Below are 17,813 nucleotides of genomic sequence, written 5' to 3'. Positions count from 1 at the left end.
TTGTAAATTTGAAAAGGGATTTTCCATTCAATAACAAGAAGTCAGTACAAAATACTACTTTTGTACCTGGGTTATTTTAGACATTTTTAAAAGTCAAATAATCTAAAAATCGAATAACCTAAAAAAATGCCTCAAGAACTCTTATTACAAGTATCTCCAGAAATTGCAGCAAACGATTTGTTGTTGAAAAATTATTTATCGAAACAAATTAAGGTTTCTGTAAATGAAATTCAGCATGTTTCTATTTTAAAAAGATCTGTAGATGCACGTCAAAAAGCTATAAAAATCAATCTTAAGGTTGTGATTTATTTTAAAGGAGAACCTTTTCAAGAGCAAAAAATCCAACTTCCAGATTATGGTAATGTGGCTACAGCCCAAGAAGTAATCGTTGTTGGCGCAGGACCTGCCGGACTTTTTGCTGCTTTGCAATTGATAGAATTGGGTTTGAAGCCCATAGTTATCGAGCGTGGAAAAGACGTTAGAGGCAGAAGAAGAGATTTGAAAGCCATCAATGTAGATCATCTTGTGAATGAAGATTCCAATTATTGTTTTGGCGAAGGCGGAGCAGGAACCTATTCGGATGGGAAGTTGTATACACGTTCTAAAAAAAGAGGTGATGTAACGCGAGTTTTGGAATTATTTGTCGCTTTTGGAGCTTCAGCCGATATTCTGATTGAGGCGCATCCACATATTGGAACCAATAAATTACCTCAAATCATTCAGGACATCCGGGGAAAAATCATCGAATGTGGCGGACAAGTTTTGTTTGAAACCCGATTGACTGATATTTTAATAAAAAATAATGAAGTGCAAGGTATCGTTACTCAAAAAGGGGATACAATTCTTGCTAATAAGCTTATTTTGGCCACCGGGCATTCGGCTCGTGATATTTTCGAATTATTGGATAGGAAAAAGATTTTTATCGAGGCCAAACCTTTTGCCTTGGGCGTAAGGGCAGAACATCCACAATCTTTGATTGACAGTATTCAATACAGTTGTGATTATCGTGGGGATTATTTACCTCCGGCTCCATATTCTATTGTGAAGCAAGTAGGAGGAAGGGGAATGTATTCCTTTTGTATGTGTCCTGGCGGCGTGATTGCGCCTTGTGCCACTAGCCCCGGTGAAGTGGTAACGAATGGTTGGTCACCCTCCAAAAGGGATCAGGCTACTGCCAATTCAGGAATTGTAATCGAACTGCAACTGGAAGATTTTAAACCTTTTGCTAAATTTGGTGCTTTGGCTGGAATGGAATTCCAAAAAAGTATCGAGCAACGCGCCTGGCATTTGGCAGGCGAAAGTCAAAAAGTTCCTGCACAACGGATGATTGATTTTACGCAAAACAGAGTTTCTTCGGACATTCCGAAAACCTCTTATGTTCCCGGAACAACTTCAGTAGAAATGGGACAGGTTTTTCCTGGATTTTTAACGCAAATATTAAGAGAAGGCTTCACTGAATTCGGAAAATCCATGCGTGGTTATTTGACAAATGAAGCGATACTTCATGCGCCAGAATCCAGAACTTCTTCGCCTGTGCGTATTCCCAGAGATCCTTTGACTTACGAGCACGTTCAAATAAAAGGCTTGTATCCTTGTGGAGAAGGCGCGGGTTATGCCGGCGGAATTATATCTGCCGCTATTGATGGTGAGAAATGCGCGTTGATGATAAAAGAATGTATAGGAAATTAATTTTTTCAGCGATACAGTCGTCTTTTAAAGAAAGCAGCCTTATTTAGGCTGCTTCTGTAGTATTATTTTAAAATAGGATTGGATTATTTTTTCTTGGCAGGTTTTATTTCTGTCACAACAATCTTGAATGTAGTAGTTCCTGTGTTTTTTGCCATGTGCGTTACGGGTGGGAAATACAGTACGTCTCCTGCTTTGATGTTAGATTCGGTTGCCGGCATGCCTTTTTCTGTGATCTGAATTTTACCACCGGTCAAAGCATACACGGTGTGATGAGGATGGCTATGCCATGGCATAGTTGCGCCTGGGACAAATTCAGCTGACATGACCCTCACTTTATCATTGTCGAGGAGGATTTTTTTATACACTTTCGGACCCGCTTTCATAGGATCTTGTGCATAGACACTTGAGCTCAATAGTAGGAATAATCCAATGAGCAACGACATCGAAATCATTTTAATTGCTTTCATTTTATTTCATTTTTATTGATTAGACATAAGATGGACAATGTTTTATTATCCATTTAAAAAAATATTTCAGTTTCATTCCTAATGTATATTGACTTCTGCCAACATACATTTTTAATTAGTATTAAGAAATTTGGTGACACTTGTAACTAATACTTTTTTAATTTATTAGCAAGTTCTATGCGGTTTCATAGGTACAGTTCTATTAAAAAGGAAATATCAATTCTTTGGACGGTGCAAACTTTTGCATAGCAATTTATTTGAACTATCGAAGCGCAATAAATGGCTTTTGGGGAACCACTAATTTACAAAAAAAACTGGTAGAATATTAAATAGAGGGTCTTTTTTTTGAATTTAAATAGCTGACAATTAGCTATTTACTTGAGTTTTGAATTGATGGAGTAAAAATCCATTTCTAAAATTTAAAAAACGAATTTTGTATATGAATCAAAGCTAGGTAAGATGTTTTTATTTTGTTCCTGTTGGAGTAGGAATAGCTTCGGTTTGATTGCATTTCAGATTGTAAAATTCTGTTATTTCTTCAATATTATTTTTTTCATAGGTTTTGTTTTGAAATACAAACAAAGAAAATAAATGGATGAAATAAAATCTTTAATATTATAAAAAGTAAAACAAAACTTACTATTTATATTTAATGGTCGTAACTGATTACTCTAGATATTTTCCATTGATTGTCTTTTTTCTTCCAAATCATAAGAAATTTAAATGTTCCAATTTCTTCTTTTCCGTTTTCCATATGTCGAAATTCGTGTACGCCAATTTCAATTGCTCCATAGTCTTTAATAGGATGGACTTCCAGAGTTTCTTTGATCAGTTTTCGGGTTAGTTTGTTTTCGTTTTTAAACATATTCGAAAAATTGGTAAAAACGGTTTCATAGCTAAGTAATCCTCCATTGTCTTGAAACCATTCTAAATCTTCGGTAAATAAAGATTTGAATTTTTCGAAATCTTTCTTGTTGAACGCTTCAAACATAATCTCATCCATTTGTTCGATTTCCTTATATAATTCAGCGGAGGCTGGTGCTACTTTTTTTTCTTGTGCAGTTGCAGTATTAAAAAAAACTAAAGCAAGAATTAGATTTAATAAGTAATGAAATTTGAATGTGTTTTGTTTCATAATGTTCAAAATATTTTGGTGGAGTACATGATTTCTGCAATCCTTTACCATGGTCTTTATCTTTATTTTGTTCAAATATTTATAAAAGAGTCTGATAGGGTAAAGTTGCATTTATTTTGTTGAATAATACTTCTCTTTTTGAAGTTAATATTGCTTTAGTTATTTGAAGTTGTTTCGTTTCGCTTGGAATCGTTTTATTCGAATTAATTCCTTTTTTCAAATGATTGATGACAACCTCATAATCATGCCATTTCCCAAGTAAATCAGATAAAATATTTTTGTCTGGCAATGATTGGTTTTGTGATTTACAATTCATGATTTTTTCATTGTATTGGTATGTTTTTAATCGTTTGCGAAAAGTGTGCATTTGTGTTTTTTTAAAGTTGGTTTTGCATATTAATTTTTTAATAGCTCTTCTCCTTTCATCCATATAGCGAATCCTCTTTTTTTTACTTGTTTTAGCTAGCATGGGAATAATTTTACGATACTTTTTTTTTAATTTTCGAACGAAGCTTTTATTAACAATAGAGAAGAAACGTAGCAGTTCTTTGGTTTCGAGTTTTTGTAAACGATTTCTGTATGCTTTTACCAAATGGGAATTGGGTTGTTCTGCAAGCAAGCATTCTTCTATTTGAAGTTCTCTTACTTTTCCTGCTTGTTTAAAAATAAGTCTAAAAGGTTTGTAAATTCTTTTATGTTTAAATTTTTTGGAACAATAGTTTAGCAAATCAAATAAAGCGTTCATTTTCTTGATTTCTACTCGAAGGGTATGAAAAGTTTCCGGAGTAAAGGATTTTGGAGATTTTTCTAAAATAAGATTTACGGCACTTTTTCGTATTTTAAAATATGTTCTAAGTGCTTTCATCTTTTATAAAATAGTTATTTTAGAATAAAAAAAGGATGATGATTTAAAAAATCTATCAAAAAAACATTCCGCGAAAATGATGTTCGTTGTACAAAGTGTACTTTTTAAATGGGTAAAAAGAAGTATAAATATATGAATTTTAGAGTAGTAAATCTACTTATTGCATTGCGTTTTTCATGTGGATATAAAAAAAAACGCCTTGTTTGTTGTGGCAAGGCGATAGCTTAATAATTTATTTTTTCGTTTTCAATCGGCTTTTAAAAAGCTTTTCGAATTTTTCCATTTTGGGTTGAATTACCATTTGACAATAGGGTTGACTTTTATTGTTTGCATAGTAATTCTGATGGTAGTCTTCGGCTTTGTAAAATTTAGTCAACGGCTCTAATGTTGTAACTATTGGACTGTCATAAATCCTAGCTTTTTTCATTGCAGTGATAATCGTTTGCGCTGATTTTTTTTGTGCTTCATTTTTATAAAAAATAGCGGAACGATATTGTGTTCCTACATCGGCACCTTGTCGGTTTAGTGTAGTTGGGTCATGGACTGTAAAGAAAACTTTAAAAATCTCATCCAGATTTGTTGCGTTTTTGTCGTAGGTAATCTGAACTACTTCGGCATAACCGGATCTTCCGGTAGAAACATCCTCATAAGTAGGATTAGCGATTTTTCCGCCTGCGTATCCTGATACTGCCGATTTTACTCCAATTAGATTCTCATAAACGGCCTCAACGCACCAGTAACAACCGCCGGCCAATGTAATGGTTTCAAAATTGGATTGTTTTTTAGTTTTATCAGTTGTGCTGTTTTGTCCAAACATGCCCAATGAAGCCAATAGTGCAATTAAAAATATATTTTTCATCTTATTTAGTGTCAGGGATAAAGTCAAGTGCGATAGAATTCATACAGTATCTTTTTCCGGTTGGTGCAGGGCCATCATCAAAAAGATGCCCTAAATGACCGTTGCATCTTCCGCAAAGGGCTTCAATTCTTTCCATTCCAAGAGAATTGTCGGTTTTGTAAATAACACTGTTTTTGTTGTCTTGTTCGAAAAAGCTTGGCCAGCCACAGTTGCTTGAAAATTTGGCGCCAGAACGAAATAGTTTGTTGCCACAAGCTGCACAATAATAGGTTCCTTTTTCATCCGTGTCCCAATACTTTCCTGTAAAAGGTCTCTCCGTGTCAGCATTACGGGTTACTTCATAAACGTCTTCGGGTAAAACCTTTTTCCATTCGGCATTACTAACATTAAGTTTTGTCGTGTCTGTATTTGAGTAATACGGATTTCCGGGTTTATTGATGGAATTTTTCATTGTGATAGATTTTTTTGCACTGTCTTTTTTGTTTGTAGTTTGACCACAGGCAGTGAACATGAATAAAGGAAGCAAAAATAATACGTTTAAAAAACGGGTTGTTGTTTTCATGATTTTCTTTTTTATAGTACAAATGTAAAGTGCTTTTGAATCAAAAAATGTCACCTACTTTGCAAATGAATAGTTATTTAAGAACGTTTTAACTATTGTTATTTACGGGTAAAAGACATATCTGGATTTAGAATTAACAAAACCTTATTATTATAAAATAGGTCTATCCGCAATCGTAACCAATACCAGCAATAATTTTGCCACAGATTTCACAGATTTTTGTTTGTGTAAATTGGTATAATCTGTGTTTCACTTCATCAATGCGTCTGGAACTCTGCCTCGAGGTGGTTTGTTCTGTGGAAATCTTTTAAATCTGTGGCAGAAAAATAAAGTTTATCTACAAAGCGGACCGTCATATTTATAGAATCATTCGCATGTTGACGAGGTGTTTTTCGAACCCTGCTTTCTCATATGCCTTAATTGCCGAAGTATTGTCATTGTATACGTCCAGTCGAAGTTCAAATACATCCTGCAGGTTGCACCAATCTTTGAGCGCTTCAATAATTTTAGCGTTTACTCCTTTTCCTCTGTGATTTGGATCGGTGTACATGAATCCTAAATAAGCATAGTTCAGATGATTCAAATAAGGCTTAGCGGTCTCTATTCGCGCATATCCTGAGCCTATAAGCTGCGAATCAATTTCGGCTACCAATACTTCAATATGTGGTGTTGAAATCATTTTCTCTATATCATAATAATGTATTTTTGTTGCTTTTAAAGTAGGGTCAAAAGGGCGTTCGGCAGTAATAATTCCCTGTTCGAATTCAAGGAGTTTTTCTAAATCGTTACGATCTGCTTTTCGGATGGTTATCGTGTGCATGGTGCTTTTTATAATTTGTTATAAAAATACAAAAGAATCTTTGAAAGTATGATGTCACTTTTATTTGGACTGCCCTGAAAAAATTCCGCTTCAACAAATCGAAACAGAACGTTAAAGCCCCCGACCCTAATTATCTTTTTTGTATTTTTGACCTGTAATAGTTTTATATGTTAGAAGAGAACGTAATATTAGTTAATGAAAATGATGAGCAAATAGGATTGATGCCTAAGCTAGAAGCACATGAAAAAGCGGTTTTGCACCGTGCTTTTTCAGTTTTTGTTTTAAACAGTCAAAATGAAATCATGTTGCAGCAGCGAGCACATCAAAAATACCATTCTCCTTTGCTTTGGACCAATACCTGCTGCAGCCATCAGCGGGAAGGAGAAACAAATATTCAAGCAGGAAGCCGAAGGTTGTTTGAAGAAATGGGTTTTAAAACAGAACTCAAAGAGCTTTTCCATTTTATATATAAAGCTCCTTTTGATAATGGTTTGACGGAGCACGAACTCGATCATGTCATGATTGGTTATTATGATGAAGCGCCTGAAATAAACACTGAGGAAGTAGAGGACTGGAAGTGGATGAAAATTGAGGATGTGAAAAATGATATGGAAGTTCATCCTGAGCTGTATACCGTTTGGTTCAAAATTATCTTCGATGAGTTTTATCATTTCCTTGAGGAACATAAAATATAAGATTGCAAATAGCAGTTCAAAAATGTATTAACATAAAAAAGATTTTAGATTTCACAACTTTGAGAAATCTGAAATCTGAAATCTGAAATTATGAAAGTTACTATTTCACGAAAAGCCCATTTTAATGCGGCACACAGATTATACCGGAAAGATTGGACTTTCGAACAAAACGATGCTATTTTCGGGAAGTGTAACAATCCTAATTTTCACGGGCATAACTATGAATTGACAGTGAGTGTAACCGGTGAAATTGACCCGGAAACAGGTTATGTAATGGATGTGAAATTCCTCAGTGATATCATTAAAGAGGATGTTGAGGATCAGTTTGATCATAAAAATTTGAATATTGACGTGCCTGAATTTCAGGATTTGAATCCAACAGCCGAAAATATTGTTGTGGTCATTTGGAATAAAATCAGAAAAAGAATCAAACCTGAATTTGAATTAGAAGTTGTTCTTTACGAAACACCACGAAATTTTGTAACCTACAAAGGCGAGTAATGAAACTAAAAGTAGGCGATATCATCCCCGATTTTAAAGCGAAAGATGCGAACGGCAATGATTTTGACAGTCAAAAGATTGTGGGACACAAGCCTCTCGTTATTTATTTTTATCCAAAAGACAATACTCCGGGTTGTACCACTGAGGCATGCAGTTTTAGAGATCAATATGAAGACTTTACGGCCTTAGGCGCTGAAGTAATAGGGATCAGCAGTGATAGCGTCAGTTCACATCAACAGTTCAGTAAACAGTTTAAATTGCCTTTTATTCTTTTGTCAGATAATGACAATAAAATTAGAAAACTTTTTGGGGTTCCCTCCGGATTGTTTGGATTACTTCCTGGACGAGTAACGTATGTTACGGATAAAAATGGAGTCATTCAAATGATATTTGATAGTATGCGGGCTGCCAAACACATTCCTAAAGCACTTCAAGCCATCATGAAATTAGTATCATAGATTTAAAATTGTATTGTACATTTGTTTTCTATTAATTTGCATTCAGTTGCTATTTACTGCCAGAAATCTTCTCAAAGGTTTAAACAGTATAGTAGTTTGGCAAAAAAAAGAATATTGATTTTATACATTTGCAATCCGAAAAAAACATACTTAAATGAAACTTTATCCATTACAATTTGAGCCCATTTTAAAAGATAGAATTTGGGGAGGTGAAAAACTAAAAACACTACTTAATAAACCAATTACATCTACAATTACAGGAGAAAGTTGGGAGTTGTCTACCGTCGAAGGTGATGTAAGTGTTGTTGCAAACGGAGAATGGAAAGGGAAATCATTAACAGCTATTATTAATGATTCTCCGGATGAAATATTAGGCACGGAAGTTCATGCCAGATTCGGAAAACAATTTCCGTTGCTTTTCAAATATTTAGATGCTCGCGAAGACTTGTCCATACAAGTGCATCCAAATGATGAGTTAGCTAAAAAACGACATAATTCTTTTGGAAAAACCGAAATGTGGTACATCATGCAAGCTGATGATAACGCCAGAATTATTGTGGGTTTCAAAGAAAAATCGAATGCTAACGAATATTTAGAGAATCTAAAAAACAAGACTTTACTTTCTATTCTTGATACTGTAAAAGTAAAATCAGGTGATGTTTTCTTTTTAGAAACTGGAACGGTTCATGCGATTGGTGCAGGATTGGTGGTTGCCGAGATTCAACAAACTTCGGATATTACCTACCGTCTCTATGATTTTGATAGAGTAGATGCTAATGGGAACACAAGAGAATTACATGTTGATTTGGCTTTGGATGCCATTAATTATAATAAGGTAGAAACTAAGAAAGCGTATACTAAGAACATAAACGATTCAAACAAAATTGTTGACTGTCCTTATTTTACAACGAATTTTATTCCGTTAGATGGAGAAATTTCAGTTTCTAAATCTGGAAAAACCTTTACGGTATATATGTGTACAGAAGGAACATTTGAACTGGAATACAACAATTCAAAATTACAATATAAAAAAGGAGATACTGTTTTGATTCCTGCGGCAATGAATGCATTCATTCTCAATGGAAAAGCTTCAATTTTAGAAATTTACATTTCATAGTCGGTAATAGAAAGATTATGTGTACTTTTGCAGACGCAAATTAAAATTCAAATTTTAAAAAAATAAAAATGGCAAACGTTAAGAATTTAAAAAAAGACATCAACTACGTTTTAGGAGATATTATTGAAGCAGTTTACTTGTTCGAAATTTCTACAACAGGAAAACCAACAACTGAAACTAATGATTTAATTGATGAAGCTATTGCTGCTTTTGACGCTTTAATCACTAAAGTGAATGCAAAAAAAGTAGAAAATAAAAAAGCACACTTCAAACAAATCAATGTTGAATTGGAACAAACTGCAAATCAATTGATTGCTAAAATCAACGAATTGTAGTCAAAAAAAAAGCGAAAAAAGTTTGAATTTGTTTTGGAAAATAGAAATTCAGACTTATATTTGCACCCGTAATGAGTCGCCAGCGTAGCTCAGTTGGCTAGAGCAGCTGATTTGTAATCAGCAGGTCGTGGGTTCGAGTCCCTCCGCCGGCTCTTTAATAAAACCACTTAACTTTTGTTAAGTGGTTTTTTGTTTTTGGTAAAAATCAGAATTGAATTCCGTTTTAATTGAATGTCATAATTTTTTTGTTAAATTTGGTATCTAACCTAAAAATTAAATTATGGAAGAGCATTCAGTTATTGAGAATTTTGAAATGAAACTAAATGAGTCTGCGAAAGACTTTTTGAAAGAAACAGCAAAGTGGGCCTATTTTTTATCAATTCTGGGTTACATAGGAATTGGTTTTATTGTTTTTGCAGCTTTATTTGCCGGTACATTATTCTCAGCGATGGGGAAAATGAATCCAGCAATGGGAATGATGGGTTCCTCTTTTGGAATAGTGATGGCTGTCGTTTATTTGCTTATTGCGGCACTTTATTTCTTTCCGGTATATTACTTGAACAAATTTGCATCTAATGCCAAAGCAGCGTTTAATAACAACGATCCCGAAACACTGACTACTTCTTTTAGATATCTAAAATCACATTACAAATTTATTGGAATTATGACTCTGGTTATTTTCTCTCTGTACCTTTTAATGTTTGTAGGGATGATCGTTGGCGGAATGGCTTTTAATAACGCTTAGACAGTTTTTATATATAGTTACGATGAGGTTTTGTTCAGTCAGGCTTCAGCGTTACTATACTTCTTCATAAAACAAAAAAATCATCTTGTTATAAAGCAAGATGATTTTTTTTATTCTAATTATGGAATAGAATGTAGCTTTTAGAACTGTTTACTTTTGGTTCTTGATGCTGGTAATATATTCCGTTAATTTTTTACCATAAAGCGATTGCGCTACTTTAGGTGACATTGATTTTTGAATTGTATCTAAATATTTGATATTGATATCATAGATTTCAGATAATGCTATATAAGGTGCAACTTCGAATTTTCTGTTGTTAAGTGCAAAATTAGTGGCAAATAAGTATTTTCTTTTTATGTTTGAATCTTGTTTTGCGCTTAAACTATCTGCTTTTTGTATGTTTTGACTTTTGATAGCATTAAACTTTTGTTCAATCAAAGTAAGATTCTCATCTGTAAAACGGGTGTTAATCTTTTTATACTCTTCAAATATTTCCTGATTTTTTGATCCTTTAATTTTGGCGTCAGACAAATAGTGATCTAAACTTGTTTCAATAGTTATGTTTCCTGGTTCAGCAAAGAATGATAAATTATTGTCTAAGGAATTGCTCACGCCTCTGTCTAAAAATAAATAAAGCATTTCAGGCGATTTTAGGTCCAGATTGCTTTCAAATGAGGAACTTCCATCGATGTTTATAGTGTCAATGGCTACCAGCGTGGTATCGACAATTCGCTGGATATACAAAGTTCCTTTTTTTAATCCTTTAATATTTCCAGTAATATGTAAATTAGTTTTTGATTCATTCTTGTTACAAGATGCTAATAGGATAAGCGTAACGAATGCAATAATAGATTTTTTCATGTGAAGTTAAAATTTGTTTTTTTGAAACATAGTATCGCCATTCTTTATCCTGATTTGTCTCGAGACTTCGGGATTGAATCAAGGCGATTTGATTGGTGTTTATATTTTGGCGCAAAATAAAGAAAATTGTTGGAATGATTTTACTAACGCATTCAAATTTCACAAAAAAAATCCCAATCTATATTTCTAAATTGGGATTTTCTGAATTATTTTTGGGATTATGATTTTAACCAAGCTTCTTTCAAAGTTGTTTTGGTTGCATCTGTAGCCTTAAGACCTCCTTTTTCTTCATAAGGAAATTTTACCTTTCCTTTGATTACTTGTTCCTTACCGTCACGTTTTATTTTTACGGTAATGGCGTCATTTTCTTTCCAGTTTTGACTCTCCGTAATCATATCATAAATATTGTCTAATGAATACGGTTTTTCATTAATAGACACCAAAATGTCTCCTCCTTTAAGCCCTAAATTTGTATAAAAAACGTTCAATTCCATGTTTGGAATCACGATGATTTCTTTAGTTTGTTGGTTCACGGTAATATATGGCGATTGTCCTTTTAAGAACACATTTCCGGGTACTTTTTCCATGGATTTAGTAACGCCAACTTTAGCCAAATAAGTCTCATAAGGAATTGGAGTTGGACCAGAAACATAAGTAGTCAAAAAAGCTCCTACTTCAGGATAGGTAAATGAAGTTATTTTGGCAAAAAGCTCATTATCATTAAATGGTTTTGAAACTCCATATTCATTAGATAATTTTTGCATTAAATCAAGAATTCCTCTTTCGCCATTACTTTTTTCTCTAATGATGATATCCAAACACATTCCAATAAGAGCTCCTTTTTCATATACGTTCAAGTATTGGGCTTTGTAAGGTTCTGCCAATACATTGGCACTCATCATAGTGAAAGGCATCGTGTCATTCATAGCATTTGCATGCTCAATTTTTTCTGCCATACGCGTATAAAACTCCTCTTCAGTAATTAACCCTTGGTTGATCTGAAAAAGATTCGCAAAATATTCTGTCACCCCTTCATACATCCATAAATGTTCTGACATTTTAGGCGTGTTGTAATCAAAATAATGAATCTCTTTAGAATGAATCGTTAAGGGTGTTACAATATGAAAAAATTCATGCGAAACCACATCTTTCATCGATTTAACCAATTCTTTCTTTGGCATCATTTCAGGTAAAACAACGGTGGTTGCAGTAGGGTGTTCTAATGCTCCGAATCCTTTAGCATCAGTAGGTGTCATACTTGATAAATACAACAATACGCTGTATTTTTTTGTAGCATTGATTTTTCCTAAAAATGTTTTTTGAGCAGTCATCATCGTTTTCATCTCAGGAGTGATGCTTTCTGCAGTCACTTTTCCAGTAGGAGAATAAACGCCAATCAGTATTTCCATGCCGTCTACCGTAAAAGTAGTATAGTCCGGTTTTGCATACATAATAGGATTTTCAACTAATTCAGCATATCGAGGTGTTGTAAACACATCGTTAGTTGCGCTTGCATCTTGATCTGTCATTGAGGTTGCTCCCCAAAGCGTTTCCGGATGTGATATACTTACATTATACGGAAGGTCTTTTTTGTCTTGAAAATAACCTGCAAAACCGTGCATGTTCAGCATAAAGTTTTTTCCTGCATCAATGTTTGTCCCGGCTGGTGAAAAAATATCATTTTGACCAAAACCGCCACCTTTTTCAGTATCAAATGTGTCGTTTACCAAATAAGTTATTTTAACTAACGTTTTTGCATTTTTAATATTCCAGGTGTTGTCATCTGTTTTAGTAACGGGCAATACACTTCCTTTGCTGTCAAATGCTTTAAAATCCTCGATGTATTTTCCGTAATCATCTACAGAATAGGTTCCGGGAACAATTTTAGGAATGCTGTAGGTTACTTCATCCGTGCTAATTTTTGGGGAAGTAATGGTGACAAGTACTTTGTCATCCTTTATGTCATTCAAATTAACAGCGACTTTTACTACATCAATAATAGATTTCGAGTCATTAGCTGAAGTACTGGCAGTTTTACAGCTCCAAAGAACAGAAGCAAATGCTAGTGCAAAAAATATTCTTTTCATTTTCGTTGATTTTTATTTTAAATATTAGTCTCTATAGTTGCACAATTGTTACATCTTAAAGTGATTTTACAAACGTTGTTATTGTGCTTGTTAATTTTGAAGTTATTGGTAAATCAGGATTGGTATAGGATTTCATGTTTTCTGAGTTATCCCCTTTGATTTCTTTAAAAACATGATTCATATTTTCAATCAAAACGAGTTCATTCCCTGGTTTTGCTTTTTTCAGTAGTTCTGCTTCTTGAACTGACACTTGTAAATCCTTGGTTCCGTTTACAATCAATACAGGCATTTGTAATTTAGTGATTTCAATTTGTGGATTGTATTTTATCCATGAAATCATATACGGTTGAACGCTTTCTCTAAAAATCGATGCCAACATGGGATTTTTTAATTCGAAAGTTTTCCCGGTTTTAAGAATGCCAAAATTCTTTTCCACTTCCTCTTTTAAAGAAGGGGCTTGTTTTGTTATCTGTTCTACAATAACGTCATCAATAGTTCTTCCGGCTCCAGCTAATGAAATGAAAGCATCTGCTTTGTCACTTGCGGCTATCATTCCTATTAATGAACCTTCGCTGTGTCCGGCAATTATTATTTTGTTGTATTTTTTTTGATTTTTAAAAAATGATAAAACTGATTTTGCATCGGTAATGAAATCATCAAAAGTTAGCGTTGCCTCATTTACAGTTCCAGTCTTCATTTGAGCAATGATTCTTTTATCATAGCTAAAAACGGCAATGTCATTTTTAGTTAATTCTTCTGATAGGTATTTTAAGGAATTATTGGTTAAACCTTTTTGATTTCCATCTCTATCTGTAGGTCCTGAACCTGCAATGAGAATAACAAGATTTGTCTTTTTGGTTTGTTTTAAAGGAGAATACAACGAACCATTTATCAATGGATTTATAGAAATTTCTTCTTTGTTAAAAGATTTAATTGCTGTTTCTGCTTGAGAATAACAAAGTGTTGAAAACAGTGTAAGAAATACAAGTAGTAGTTTTTTCATTTTATTTAGTGTTTAATAAGCTCATTGTCTCTTCCGGATTTTCAACTTCGATAATTAGTTTATTATAATAGGAATCTTTGAGTTCGACAATAACTGCATTTTTTTTATTGCAAACATCCCAAAAATTGCGTTTTCCCTTTTTTATATAAGTTCCAGCAGTAATAACCCATGTTAATTGGGTGCCTGGCATTTTCCAACCAATCCAAAAGGTAAATTCATCGTTGCTTTGATACGCTCGGATTATTTTATCTTTCGGTACTCTAATCTTATTTTCGAAAGCCCAAAATTTATGACTTCTGAGAATGTCAAAAATAAATTCGTTTTCGTTTGATGTTACTGAAACCATTATTGAGTTTGTAAAAGTGACATGGTATAAAAACAAAAACTCCTGAATATCAGGAGTTTTATTTTTAGTCTAATTTGTTTTTTATATAATATTTTCCATCCAAATCTTCATCAAAATCATCTATTTTAACGGGTTTTGGTTTTGGTTTATTTGCTGTCGCTTTCTTTTTCCACATTTCAAATTTCTCTGCTGGCATCTTCTTTTTCATGATTTCAAGAATCTCTTTTTCTGCCAGACCAAATTCTTTTTTTATGATTTCAAAAGGATTTTTTTCTTCTAAAGCCATTGTAACAAGTTTTTCTGTTTGCTCCCAGTTCAATTCTTTTCGGTTACTCTTTTTCATCACGTGAAAATTAATTCAAATAAGTTGTTAATGATTAATAAATTACATTTCTAATTTGATACCAATATTAAGAAAAAAAATAATTAGATTTTCTCAAAAGATCATTTTTTTTATACTTTTCACTTATTTTCTTTTATTGGCGGTTTTTGAAAGGGTATTTTCAATAAGTTTTTTAATTCATTGTGTTCTTCAGGCCTCGGATGTGTGTCGATTCCGTAAATGATTTCTTCTTTTGGAAGCGTCATAAAGGTTCCAAAAAGCCGGTCCCAAATAGAAAATATATTGCCGTAATTACTATCCGTATACGGTAAAACATAGTGATGATGCACTTTATGCATATCCGGAGAAACAATAAAATAACTCAAAATAGTATCTACTTTTTTTGGAAGAGAAATGTTAGCATGATTGAATTGTGTTGCCACAACAGATAACGTTTGGTAAAGGAAAACCATCCACATGGGACTTCCAATAATTAAAACTCCGATTGCCGTAAATGTAAAACGGATGACACTTTCTCCAGGATGATGTCTGTTTGCAGTTGTAGTGTCAATCCAAGTATCCGTATGATGAATCAAATGGAAACGCCATAAAAATTTAGTTTTATGTTCTACTAAATGTACCAGATAAGCGCCAATTAAATCCAGTAAAAGCAATCCGATAAGCGCGTAAAGCCATAATGGCATTTCAGGCAGCCATTGTAAAATTCCAAAATTATTGGCAATTGTCCAATCGGCTGATTTTAGCAATATAAACGCCAAACAAAAATTGATCACAATAGTAGTAAAAGTCATAAAGATATTAATACCTGCATGATGCCATTTTTTGTACGTGAAGTTAAAAAGCGGAAAAGCATTTTCTATCAGCCAAAAAAAAGTGATTCCCCCAACAAGAATTAAGCTTCTGTGTGAAGATGGAATGGTAGAAAAATAAGCAATAATATCATTCATAATTGGAGTGTTTACTTCAAATTTAATAATTTTTATTGAAAATAATTATTTGATTACTCGAAAGGTACCATTTATTCTGGGGCCAATGGGTTTTGCGGTTTTTGGAATCTGGTGTTTCCAGTAATGCTGCGTTGTTCCTTTCATCAGTAATAAACTGCCGTGTTCCAAAACGATATTTTTTTTCTGGTTATTGTCAAAATTATGTTTCAGTTGAAACGTACGTTCCGCACCAAAACTCAACGATGCAATTACAGGATTTATTCCTAATTCTTTTTCGTTGTCGGCATGCCAGCCGTTGCTGTCTTTTCCGTTGCGATAATAATTGAGTAAAACGGTTGTAAAATTGGCATCAGCAACCTTTTCGACTTTCGTTTTTAACTTTTGCAAAAGCAAATTCCAAGGATGTGGTTGCATGGTTATATTCGAATACGAATAGGGTTTCCCTTCGTTTCCAAACAAAGCTGTCAAACGAGGTTGCGGATGAGTTTTTCCATACACCCGAATTTCATCTTGCTGCCAAGGGATTTCTTGTATCAATTCGGCAAAAATAATATCAGCTGTCGGCTTGTCAAAAAACTGAGGATAATAGATAATCTCAGCATCGGGCAAGTCAAGGAATAATGGATCTGATGAGGATTCGAAGAGTGATTTCAATGGATTATGTGTATTGATAAGCCCAGTAAATTAATAGTAATTGAAAAGGCATTCGAAGCAGTAAAACCCAATTTGGCAAACCCATTCTTGCTTTTTTATCAAAATACATATAGAGATGCACAGGGAAAATAGCAATCAATAAGGCAATAACTCCCCAAGCGGCATAGTTTGAAAGTAGCGGAATACAGAGTGCAATACCCAAAAATATTTCAGATAGACCGCTGATGTAGTTTAATAATTTTGGATTCGGAAAATAAGTAGGAATGATTTTTAGGTACAGTCTCGGGTTTCTGAAATGGTTTAATCCTGCTAAAAAGTAAACAAAAGCCATCACATATAAATGCCAAGGTAGATTCATAATAAAGTTATTTATCACGAATTTATAAAAATTTTAATGAAATCAGCTTAAATGTTTTTAAATTGAAATTAAGTAGTTTTCTTAAAGTTTACATTCATAATCACAATCGCTAAGATGATTAAAACGATTCCAATCCATTGGATTAAACTCACTTTTTCACTCAAAAGAAAATACGCCATTAGTACTGATACGGGAAGTTCCAGTGCAGAAACGATGCTTCCTAACCCAATTCCTGTGAGCGGAAAACCGGCATTAAACAATAAAGGCGGAATTATAGTTCCAAATAGCGCCAGTATTATTCCCCATTTCATGAAAATCTCAAAATTAAAAGGAGTTGTTTGTGTTGCAATTGCAAATCCGGTTACAATAACAGCACCACCAAGAAGCATAAACAGACTGCGTTGCGCTGAGGAAATATGTGTTGCCACACGATTAGCAGTAAACATGGTTGTGGTAAAGGAAGCTGCCGCCAAAAGCCCTAAAACAATTCCGCGCCAGTCTAATTCTACTTTACTTTCAATAAGATTAGTAGCAAGTGCGGTTCCAATTAATACAATAACTACGGAAACTATTTTTTGAGTTGAAGGTCTTTTCTTTTCTAAAATCATTTCGAATAAAACGCCCATCCAAACCGTTTGCATCAATAAAACGATAGCAATGGAAACAGGAATGTATTTTACCGCCAAATAATAAAAAATACTCGTCATTCCCAGAGAAGTTCCTGCAAGCATTAATTGACCAATGTTTTTCTTGGAAGCTTTTACAACGTCATTTCCCTTTTTAGCTTTTTGAAACAGATTAATAAGCAACATTCCCGTAATTCCATATACAAATTGAGCAATGGTAACTTCAGGTGTGGTGAAACCTTCGCCGTAGGCTATTTTTACAAAAGTAGCCAGCATTCCGTAACTCGTTGCACCAAGACCTACTAAGAAAACTCCTTTTAATACATTATTCTTTATCATT

Annotated in this window: 22 protein-coding genes and 1 tRNA gene; 8 read left to right on the top strand and 15 right to left on the bottom strand. The window is 33.7% G+C overall.

The window, feature by feature from the left end:
- The first annotated feature begins 126 nt into the window (after positions 1–126).
- Complete coding sequence (locus E0H99_RS07825) at positions 127–1,689, top strand: NAD(P)/FAD-dependent oxidoreductase (RefSeq protein WP_131993418.1); 1,563 nt, start codon at positions 127–129, stop codon at positions 1,687–1,689.
- An 83-nt stretch (positions 1,690–1,772) separates the two neighbouring features.
- Here the strand turns inward: E0H99_RS07825 and E0H99_RS07820 are convergent, their stop codons facing one another.
- The 6 genes from E0H99_RS07820 to E0H99_RS07795 form a co-directional block, all read right to left on the bottom strand.
- Positions 1,773–2,132, bottom strand: a complete 360-nt coding sequence (locus E0H99_RS07820; RefSeq protein ID WP_165930273.1) for a cupin domain-containing protein — start codon at positions 2,130–2,132, stop codon at positions 1,773–1,775.
- Between the two features lie 673 nt (positions 2,133–2,805).
- Positions 2,806–3,291 carry a nuclear transport factor 2 family protein gene (locus E0H99_RS07815; protein ID WP_165930227.1) on the bottom strand — a complete coding sequence of 162 codons (486 nt, stop codon included), beginning with the start codon at positions 3,289–3,291 and terminating at the stop codon, positions 2,806–2,808.
- Between the two features lie 79 nt (positions 3,292–3,370).
- The gene (locus tag E0H99_RS07810) at positions 3,371–4,156 is read right to left on the bottom strand and encodes a CHAD domain-containing protein (RefSeq protein ID WP_131993409.1); all 786 of its coding nucleotides are present in this window, start codon (positions 4,154–4,156) and stop codon (positions 3,371–3,373) included.
- Positions 4,157–4,388: 232 nt separating this feature from the next.
- Positions 4,389–5,015, bottom strand: coding sequence for a peptide-methionine (S)-S-oxide reductase MsrA (gene msrA, locus E0H99_RS07805; RefSeq protein WP_131993406.1), 627 nt, complete (start codon positions 5,013–5,015; stop codon positions 4,389–4,391).
- 1 nt (position 5,016) lies between these two features.
- Positions 5,017–5,577 (bottom strand): peptide-methionine (R)-S-oxide reductase MsrB, encoded by a 561-nt coding sequence (gene msrB / locus E0H99_RS07800; RefSeq protein ID WP_131993403.1) that lies wholly within the window; start codon positions 5,575–5,577, stop codon positions 5,017–5,019.
- Between the two features lie 358 nt (positions 5,578–5,935).
- Positions 5,936–6,397, bottom strand: coding sequence for a GNAT family N-acetyltransferase (locus E0H99_RS07795; protein WP_131993400.1), 462 nt, complete (start codon positions 6,395–6,397; stop codon positions 5,936–5,938).
- 167 nt (positions 6,398–6,564) lie between these two features.
- On the opposite strand from E0H99_RS07795, the gene idi reads away from it, so the two are divergent.
- From idi to E0H99_RS07760, 7 genes are all read left to right on the top strand, one after another.
- Positions 6,565–7,092 carry an isopentenyl-diphosphate Delta-isomerase gene (idi, locus tag E0H99_RS07790; RefSeq protein ID WP_131993397.1) on the top strand — a complete coding sequence of 176 codons (528 nt, stop codon included), beginning with the start codon at positions 6,565–6,567 and terminating at the stop codon, positions 7,090–7,092.
- 90 nt (positions 7,093–7,182) lie between these two features.
- Positions 7,183–7,593: a 6-pyruvoyl trahydropterin synthase family protein gene (locus E0H99_RS07785; protein ID WP_131993394.1), complete on the top strand. Its 411-nt coding sequence runs from the start codon at positions 7,183–7,185 to the stop codon at positions 7,591–7,593.
- On the top strand, positions 7,593–8,051 hold the full coding sequence (locus E0H99_RS07780; RefSeq protein WP_131993391.1) for a peroxiredoxin: 459 nt from the start codon (positions 7,593–7,595) through the stop codon (positions 8,049–8,051). Before E0H99_RS07785 ends, E0H99_RS07780 begins: the two co-directional genes overlap by 1 nt.
- Before the next feature lie 154 nt (positions 8,052–8,205).
- A complete protein-coding gene (locus E0H99_RS07775; protein ID WP_131993388.1) occupies positions 8,206–9,168 on the top strand; it encodes a type I phosphomannose isomerase catalytic subunit in 963 nt (320 codons plus the stop codon).
- A gap of 68 nt (positions 9,169–9,236) precedes the next feature.
- A complete protein-coding gene (locus E0H99_RS07770) occupies positions 9,237–9,503 on the top strand; it encodes a hypothetical protein (RefSeq protein ID WP_099713324.1) in 267 nt (88 codons plus the stop codon).
- Between the two features lie 78 nt (positions 9,504–9,581).
- Positions 9,582–9,655: transfer RNA gene (locus tag E0H99_RS07765), tRNA-Thr, on the top strand.
- Positions 9,656–9,783: 128 nt separating this feature from the next.
- Positions 9,784–10,248 carry a DUF5362 family protein gene (locus tag E0H99_RS07760; RefSeq protein WP_131993385.1) on the top strand — a complete coding sequence of 155 codons (465 nt, stop codon included), beginning with the start codon at positions 9,784–9,786 and terminating at the stop codon, positions 10,246–10,248.
- 150 nt (positions 10,249–10,398) lie between these two features.
- On the opposite strand, the gene E0H99_RS07755 is transcribed toward E0H99_RS07760, so the two are convergent.
- The 9 genes from E0H99_RS07755 to E0H99_RS07715 all read right to left on the bottom strand — a co-directional run bounded on the left by E0H99_RS07755 (position 10,399) and on the right by E0H99_RS07715 (position 17,812).
- A complete protein-coding gene (locus E0H99_RS07755; RefSeq protein ID WP_131993382.1) occupies positions 10,399–11,109 on the bottom strand; it encodes a DUF4369 domain-containing protein in 711 nt (236 codons plus the stop codon).
- Positions 11,110–11,327: 218 nt separating this feature from the next.
- A complete protein-coding gene (locus E0H99_RS07750; RefSeq protein ID WP_131993379.1) occupies positions 11,328–13,196 on the bottom strand; it encodes a peptidase M61 in 1,869 nt (622 codons plus the stop codon).
- 55 nt (positions 13,197–13,251) lie between these two features.
- Positions 13,252–14,199, bottom strand: a complete 948-nt coding sequence (locus E0H99_RS07745) for an alpha/beta hydrolase (protein WP_131993376.1) — start codon at positions 14,197–14,199, stop codon at positions 13,252–13,254.
- Between the two features lies 1 nt (position 14,200).
- Positions 14,201–14,545, bottom strand: a complete 345-nt coding sequence (locus E0H99_RS07740; RefSeq protein WP_131993373.1) for a hypothetical protein — start codon at positions 14,543–14,545, stop codon at positions 14,201–14,203.
- Between the two features lie 64 nt (positions 14,546–14,609).
- Positions 14,610–14,888 (bottom strand): DUF2805 domain-containing protein, encoded by a 279-nt coding sequence (locus tag E0H99_RS07735; protein WP_066081282.1) that lies wholly within the window; start codon positions 14,886–14,888, stop codon positions 14,610–14,612.
- A 119-nt stretch (positions 14,889–15,007) separates the two neighbouring features.
- Positions 15,008–15,835 carry a sterol desaturase family protein gene (locus tag E0H99_RS07730; protein ID WP_131993370.1) on the bottom strand — a complete coding sequence of 276 codons (828 nt, stop codon included), beginning with the start codon at positions 15,833–15,835 and terminating at the stop codon, positions 15,008–15,010.
- A gap of 45 nt (positions 15,836–15,880) precedes the next feature.
- Positions 15,881–16,489, bottom strand: coding sequence for an alpha-ketoglutarate-dependent dioxygenase AlkB family protein (locus E0H99_RS07725; RefSeq protein WP_131993367.1), 609 nt, complete (start codon positions 16,487–16,489; stop codon positions 15,881–15,883).
- 4 nt (positions 16,490–16,493) lie between these two features.
- Entirely contained in the window at positions 16,494–16,847 is a 354-nt protein-coding gene (locus E0H99_RS07720) for a MauE/DoxX family redox-associated membrane protein (RefSeq protein ID WP_131993364.1), read from the bottom strand.
- Positions 16,848–16,915: 68 nt separating this feature from the next.
- Entirely contained in the window at positions 16,916–17,812 is an 897-nt protein-coding gene (locus E0H99_RS07715) for an EamA family transporter (protein WP_131993361.1), read from the bottom strand.
- Position 17,813 lies beyond the last annotated feature (1 nt).

This window comes from Flavobacterium sp. GT3P67, assembly GCF_004349155.1.
Lineage (GTDB): Bacteria > Bacteroidota > Bacteroidia > Flavobacteriales > Flavobacteriaceae > Flavobacterium > Flavobacterium ranwuense.
The sequence above is the reverse complement of the archived record's forward strand: the minus strand, read 5'-3'. Positions and strand labels throughout refer to the sequence as shown.

What these genes read in the sequence shown, in the direction of transcription:
- E0H99_RS07775 (WP_131993388.1), top strand. Translation starts at nt 8,206, where the DNA reads ATGAAACTTTATCCATTACAATTTGAGCCCATTTTAAAAGATAGAATT.
- E0H99_RS07815 (WP_165930227.1), bottom strand. Translation starts at nt 3,291, where the DNA reads ATGAAACAAAACACATTCAAATTTCATTACTTATTAAATCTAATTCTT.
- idi (WP_131993397.1), top strand. Translation starts at nt 6,565, where the DNA reads ATGTTAGAAGAGAACGTAATATTAGTTAATGAAAATGATGAGCAAATA.
- E0H99_RS07735 (WP_066081282.1), bottom strand. Translation starts at nt 14,888, where the DNA reads ATGAAAAAGAGTAACCGAAAAGAATTGAACTGGGAGCAAACAGAAAAA.
- E0H99_RS07750 (WP_131993379.1), bottom strand. Translation starts at nt 13,196, where the DNA reads ATGAAAAGAATATTTTTTGCACTAGCATTTGCTTCTGTTCTTTGGAGC.
- E0H99_RS07820 (WP_165930273.1), bottom strand. Translation starts at nt 2,132, where the DNA reads ATGTCGTTGCTCATTGGATTATTCCTACTATTGAGCTCAAGTGTCTAT.
- E0H99_RS07785 (WP_131993394.1), top strand. Translation starts at nt 7,183, where the DNA reads ATGAAAGTTACTATTTCACGAAAAGCCCATTTTAATGCGGCACACAGA.
- E0H99_RS07810 (WP_131993409.1), bottom strand. Translation starts at nt 4,156, where the DNA reads ATGAAAGCACTTAGAACATATTTTAAAATACGAAAAAGTGCCGTAAAT.
- E0H99_RS07755 (WP_131993382.1), bottom strand. Translation starts at nt 11,109, where the DNA reads ATGAAAAAATCTATTATTGCATTCGTTACGCTTATCCTATTAGCATCT.
- msrA (WP_131993406.1), bottom strand. Translation starts at nt 5,015, where the DNA reads ATGAAAAATATATTTTTAATTGCACTATTGGCTTCATTGGGCATGTTT.
- E0H99_RS07745 (WP_131993376.1), bottom strand. Translation starts at nt 14,199, where the DNA reads ATGAAAAAACTACTACTTGTATTTCTTACACTGTTTTCAACACTTTGT.
- msrB (WP_131993403.1), bottom strand. Translation starts at nt 5,577, where the DNA reads ATGAAAACAACAACCCGTTTTTTAAACGTATTATTTTTGCTTCCTTTA.
- E0H99_RS07825 (WP_131993418.1), top strand. Translation starts at nt 127, where the DNA reads ATGCCTCAAGAACTCTTATTACAAGTATCTCCAGAAATTGCAGCAAAC.
- E0H99_RS07780 (WP_131993391.1), top strand. Translation starts at nt 7,593, where the DNA reads ATGAAACTAAAAGTAGGCGATATCATCCCCGATTTTAAAGCGAAAGAT.
- E0H99_RS07770 (WP_099713324.1), top strand. Translation starts at nt 9,237, where the DNA reads ATGGCAAACGTTAAGAATTTAAAAAAAGACATCAACTACGTTTTAGGA.
- E0H99_RS07715 (WP_131993361.1), bottom strand. Translation starts at nt 17,812, where the DNA reads ATGATAAAGAATAATGTATTAAAAGGAGTTTTCTTAGTAGGTCTTGGT.
- E0H99_RS07795 (WP_131993400.1), bottom strand. Translation starts at nt 6,397, where the DNA reads ATGCACACGATAACCATCCGAAAAGCAGATCGTAACGATTTAGAAAAA.
- E0H99_RS07740 (WP_131993373.1), bottom strand. Translation starts at nt 14,545, where the DNA reads ATGGTTTCAGTAACATCAAACGAAAACGAATTTATTTTTGACATTCTC.
- E0H99_RS07720 (WP_131993364.1), bottom strand. Translation starts at nt 16,847, where the DNA reads ATGAATCTACCTTGGCATTTATATGTGATGGCTTTTGTTTACTTTTTA.
- E0H99_RS07760 (WP_131993385.1), top strand. Translation starts at nt 9,784, where the DNA reads ATGGAAGAGCATTCAGTTATTGAGAATTTTGAAATGAAACTAAATGAG.
- E0H99_RS07730 (WP_131993370.1), bottom strand. Translation starts at nt 15,835, where the DNA reads ATGAATGATATTATTGCTTATTTTTCTACCATTCCATCTTCACACAGA.